The 4,988-nt window shown below is 63.6% G+C and carries 5 protein-coding genes; 4 read left to right on the top strand and 1 reads right to left on the bottom strand.

Annotated features, from left to right (window positions below):
- Window positions 1–127: 127 nt before the first annotated feature.
- The 4 genes from AC1DMG_RS19680 (at window position 128) to AC1DMG_RS19665 (ending at window position 4,519) form a co-directional block, all read left to right on the top strand.
- Window positions 128–1,342: a metal-dependent hydrolase family protein gene (locus AC1DMG_RS19680; protein WP_477175632.1), complete on the top strand. Its 1,215-nt coding sequence runs from the start codon at window positions 128–130 to the stop codon at window positions 1,340–1,342.
- A gap of 110 nt (window positions 1,343–1,452) precedes the next feature.
- Window positions 1,453–2,823 carry an MFS transporter gene (locus tag AC1DMG_RS19675; protein ID WP_477175631.1) on the top strand — a complete coding sequence of 457 codons (1,371 nt, stop codon included), beginning with the start codon at window positions 1,453–1,455 and terminating at the stop codon, window positions 2,821–2,823.
- The gene (locus tag AC1DMG_RS19670) at window positions 2,820–3,305 is read left to right on the top strand and encodes a GAF domain-containing protein (RefSeq protein WP_441602313.1); all 486 of its coding nucleotides are present in this window, start codon (window positions 2,820–2,822) and stop codon (window positions 3,303–3,305) included. Before AC1DMG_RS19675 ends, AC1DMG_RS19670 begins: the two co-directional genes overlap by 4 nt.
- Before the next feature lie 83 nt (window positions 3,306–3,388).
- Window positions 3,389–4,519 carry a porin gene (locus AC1DMG_RS19665; RefSeq protein ID WP_477175630.1) on the top strand — a complete coding sequence of 377 codons (1,131 nt, stop codon included), beginning with the start codon at window positions 3,389–3,391 and terminating at the stop codon, window positions 4,517–4,519.
- 53 nt (window positions 4,520–4,572) lie between these two features.
- On the opposite strand, the gene AC1DMG_RS19660 is transcribed toward AC1DMG_RS19665, so the two are convergent.
- Window positions 4,573–4,988 (bottom strand): SDR family oxidoreductase (locus AC1DMG_RS19660; protein WP_477180954.1); only part of this gene is annotated, 416 nt, incomplete at its 5' end.

Genomic DNA, 4,988 nt, shown 5'->3' with positions numbered 1-4,988 from the left:
GTTGCCTTGAAGGCAMAGACGTTGTCAGGGCGATGTCATTGTTCGCATAGGCAGCCGTCAACACAATCGATGCCACGGCCTACGAAGGGAATCGCCGATGGCATCGTTGACGTTCCGCAACGCAAACATGTTCGACAGCAGTACCGGCGAGCTTCTAACCCGCATGTCAGTGCGCATCGAGGACGAGACCATCACCGCCGTCGTCCAGGGAGATTTGCCTGACAACGGGGGAGTCAGCATCGCGCTTGACGGTCTTACGTTGCTTCCAGGATTGATCGATGCACACGTACACGTCACTGCGATAGTCGCTGACTTCTTCAAGCTCTCTTTGATGACGCAGTCGCTAATTGCCGCCCACACGGAGACCGTGCTCGAGGCCATGCTTCGACGCGGCTACACCACGGTGCGCGATGCGGGCGGGGCTGATTCGGGTCTGGTGCAGGCGATCGAGCAGGGACATATCGTCGGGCCGCGGCTGTTGATCGCGGGACAGGCCATTACCCAGACCGGCGGTCACGGTGACCCACGCCCTCCACACTTTTCCCATGGCAGTTGCATCTGCTGCGGCTCGGCCGGCCTGCTCGGCTACGTCGCCGACGGCGTGCCCGAGGTTCGCCGCGCCGTGCGGGAGCAGATCCGCAACGGCGCCCATCACATCAAGGTGATGGCCGGCGGTGGCATCTCCACGCCCAACGATCCACTGGAGGGCCTGCAATTTTCCACCGAGGAACTCGGTGCGATCGTGGAAGAAGCGGACGCGGCCCGGACTTATGTGATGGCGCACGCGTATTCGCCGGAGGCCATCAGTCGGGCCGTGCGAGCAGGGGTGCGTTCGATCGAGCACGGCAATCTGCTCGACGAGCAGACGGCTGAATTGATGGCGCGATACGGCGTCTACCTTGTGCCCACCCTGGCCACTTACGCCGCGTTGGCGGAACGCGGGAGCGCGCTGGGCTGGTCGCCCGCCATGCTGGAGAAATGCGCGCAGGTAAAGGACCGCGGCCTCGACGCCATCCGCATCGCGCAGGCGGCCGGGGTGAAGATCGCCCTGGGCTCGGATCTGCTGGGCGACATGCACGATCTGCAGTGCGACGAACTCGTGCTGCGCCAACAGGTGATGTCGCCGGCGCAAGTCCTGCGCAGTGCGACCCACGTCAACGCAGAGCTGATAGGAGAGTCGGGGCGGCTGGGCGTCATCGCCAAGGGGGCGTGCGCCGATCTGCTGGTCATGGACGGTGACCCTCTGCGCGACCTGCGCGCCTTTCAACACGAACGCAATCTGCTGATGGTGCTCAAGGCAGGCAAACCGGTGGTCGACCGACTCACTCGCGCGCCCGCCTGAAAAACAAACGTCGGGCGCAGCAACGCTGCGTGGCCATGGGGATGGCCGCCGGTCCCGTCCAATCGTCGTTTTCGTCAAACAGCGTCGCTTGCCGATGCATGGGGGTTACTTTGTCATTCGTTTCGTCAAGAACGGAAAGCTGGCCGTACGCCCGCTACCACCGCCGCCTGTTCCTGATCGGCGGCCTGGGCTACGCATTCGATGCGATGGACACGGCTGTATTGGCCTTCATCCTGCCGGTGCTGCGCTCGCTATGGAGCTTGAGCAGCGCGCAGACCGGCGTGCTGGGCAGCGTCGCGTACGTCGGTTTCTTCTTCGGTGCGCTTGGCGCTGGCTTGCTCGGCGACGTGTTCGGCAGGCGTCGCGTGATGATGTATGCGCTGGTCATCTATGCGGTGGCTTCGTTGGCCTCGGCGTGGTCGACGTCGTGGTCGATGTTCCTGGTCTTGCGCATCATCGCCGGCATCGGCACGGGTGCCGAGAGCGCGATCATTGCGCCGTATCTGGCGGAGTTTGTAGCCAAGCGCTATCGCGGCACCTTCGTCGGTGCGCTCACCGGATTCTTCTCGTTCGGTTTTGTTGCCGCCGCGGCGCTCGGCTACTTCGTCGTCCGCTCATCCGCGGAGGGTTGGCGGGTCGTGCTCATCATCACCGCGTTGCCGGTGGGCATGTTGCTGTGGTGGCGGCGATCGCTCGATGAATCGCCACGCTGGCTCGAAAGTCGCGGACGACATGCAGAGGCCAGGGCGATCATCGCCAAGATCGAGTCGACCTTCGATCAGCGCACGCCTTTACGCGACACGGCAGGTGAGGCGGCGCTGGCGCCGAGCGGGAAGGACCTGGGACGACCGTCGTTGAAGGTCTTGCTGCAAGGCCTGTGGCACGGCAGGCAGGCGCGTATCACGGCGATGGCGTGGCTGATGTGGCTCTCGCTCACCTTCAGTTACTACCTGTTTTTCACCTGGATTCCCGGCCTGCTGATGCAGAAGGGCATGGGCATCACGCAGAGCTTCGGCTACTCGTTCATCATCTATCTGGCGCAGATTCCTGGCTATTTCTCAGCCGCACTGCTGAATGAAAAAATCGGGCGCAAGGGCACCATCGTCCTGTATATGACGCTGGGTACCGCCTTTGCCCTGGCGATGGCTTTCGCCCACGATCATCAGGCAATCCTGCTGGCCGGCGCGTGCCTCTCGTTTGCGATGAATGGCGCCTATGCCGGCGTCTACGCTTACACGGCAGAAATCTTTCCCACCGCGATCCGTGCGATCGGTGCCGGCAGTTCGTCGGCGGTGGGGCGCATCGGCGCGATCAGTGCGCCCTTGCTGGTCGGGCTGCTGTATCCGGTGCTGGGCTTTGGCGGCGTGTTCGCCATGACCACGGTGGTGCTGGCGGCGGGTGTCTGCGCGGTGATCGTGCTTGGTCCGCAAACCAAAGGCCGCTCGCTGGAAGCGATCGCCGCCGAGGAGGGCAGTCGATGAGCGATTGCCTGTCCGACGAACTGGGCGTGATCGAACGCGCCTGTTTCCACGCCCGGCGCTCGCGCGATGTGTTCCGGGCAGTCGACGCTGCGTTGCAGCGCCTGGTTGGGCACCGCTTGCTGACGGTGCTGGTCTATGACGAAGCCTGCACGGTCGCCACCCGCCTTTATTCCAGCGATCCGGCCACCTATCCCGAAGGGGCGACCGATCCGGTGGCATCACCGGCCTGGGCCGATCAGGTCTTGCATTGGGGCTTGCCGTTCGTGGGTCATTGCGAAGAAGAACTCGCTTGCGTGTTCGCTCACCACGAACGCCTGGCCTTTCTGGGCCTGGGCAGCGTGGTGAACATGCCGCTGCGCTGGCAAGGCAGGGTGCTCGGCAGTTTGAACATGCTCGATGCGCCGGAGCGCTACGTCCATATCGATATCGATGTCGTTCGAATCATTGCCCACACGGCAGTGCCGGCGCTGCTCGCCGGTTAAAGCAGCGCGCGCTTTCAAGCGACACGGGGAAGGTCGCGCGCCATCACTCAATCGTCTGTTCAATGCACAGGGGTGGATTGCTCATGAAAAGGATTTTTGCCGGGCTCGCGTTGACGACGGCGCTGACGTGCCACGCCGAGAATGTCGCCTTCTATGGCGTCCTGGACGACGGCCTCACTTACACCACCAACCAGTCGGGGCATAGCCAGCTGAAGCTGACCAACGGCTCCCTGGGCAGCAGCAAGTTTGGACTGCTGGCCGACTACAAGCTGGACAACGGCTATCGCGTGATCGGTCGTGTGGAAGGTGGCTTCGACATCAACACGGGCAAGCTTGCCAATGGCGGTCGTCTGTTTGGTCGCCAGGCTTTTGCGGGGCTGGAGTCTCCCTACGGCACGATCACGGTGGGCCGCCAATACGATCTCGCGCTTGATTCGCTGATCGGCTTGTCGGGTGCGGGACGTTTCGGCGGCGTGGCGGCCACGCATGCGTCGGACGAAGACAATATGTGGGGCAGCTACTCGCTCACCGGCGTCATCAAGTACAACTCGCCGGTGTTTGACGGATTCAAGTTCGCGGCCTTGTTCGGTCCCGCAGGCGGCGGGAGCGAGCCTTCCGTGGGCTGCAAGCGTTCGGCCAGCGTGAGCTATGCGAACGAGGCGCTGACTTCGAGTGCCTTCTATTCGCGCATCGGCAAGCCYGCGACGACGCTTTACGACGCGGGATCGGTTCCGGTGGCGGGCGCGAGTTTCAGCAATCCGATCACCAGTCCCATCTTCAGCGGCTATGTGTCGGCACACACGCGGGTGGAGTTCGGTGCGGGCGTGAATTACCTGTGGGGCCCGGTACTGGCTGGTTTTACCTATACGTCGACCCGGTTCGAGGACGTCGTGCGCACCTCATCGACGCCGTTTTCGGGCACGGCGACCTTCAACAACTACGAACTGCTGGCGACCTACCGCTTGAACCCGGCGTGGATGCTGGGCGCCTCCTACGATTACACCAAGGCCCAGACCGCGACCTACCAGCAATGGAATGCCGGCGCCTGGTACAGCCTCTCCAAGCAGGTGTTGCTGTATGCCTTGGTGTACCGCCAGCAGGCCACGGGGCGGGATTCAACGGGCCAGATGGCGGTGGCGGCCTTGCCGTATTTCATCCCTTCGTCGAACGGCCAGCAGGGCGCCATGCGAGTGGGATTGCGGGTGACGTTCTAGCCGATGACGGTGCCGTTCACCACGGCACCGCTTCACCTGGCCAGGTAGTGCCCTCACCAGGGCATGGTCTCCCCCAGCCGGTTGAGAAATTGCAGGCCACTGCGGCCGGTCTGCTGGGTCACCACGTCCACCACCAGCGGAATGCTTTCGCTGACGTCGAGCGCCGCGTCGGGGCCGCCCATGTCGGTGCGCACCCAGCCTGGTGCGATAAGCAGCAAGCTGCGGCCGGGGTCGGGCTGGCGGGAGGCGTAGCTGCGCATGAGCGTGTTGAGCGCAGCCTTGCTGGCGCGATAGGACTCCCAGCCGCCATCGATATTGTTGGCCACGCTGCCGAGGCCGGACGACATGACGACGATGGCGCCGTCGGGCGCCACCAGGGCATCGAGCGTTTCGACGACGCGCATGGGGCTGAGCGCGTTGGTCACCATCATGCGGGTGAAGCCCTCGGTGCTGACTTCGCCGATGGGCT

This window comes from Dyella sp. 01N36 (assembly GCF_056399745.1).
This window is presented reverse-complemented; position numbering and strand designations above follow the sequence as displayed.

Excerpts from the sequence above, each read along its gene's own strand:
- AC1DMG_RS19680 (WP_477175632.1), top strand. The coding sequence starts at position 128 with ATGTTCGACAGCAGTACCGGCGAGCTTCTAACCCGCATGTCAGTGCGC.
- AC1DMG_RS19670 (WP_441602313.1), top strand. The coding sequence starts at position 2,820 with ATGAGCGATTGCCTGTCCGACGAACTGGGCGTGATCGAACGCGCCTGT.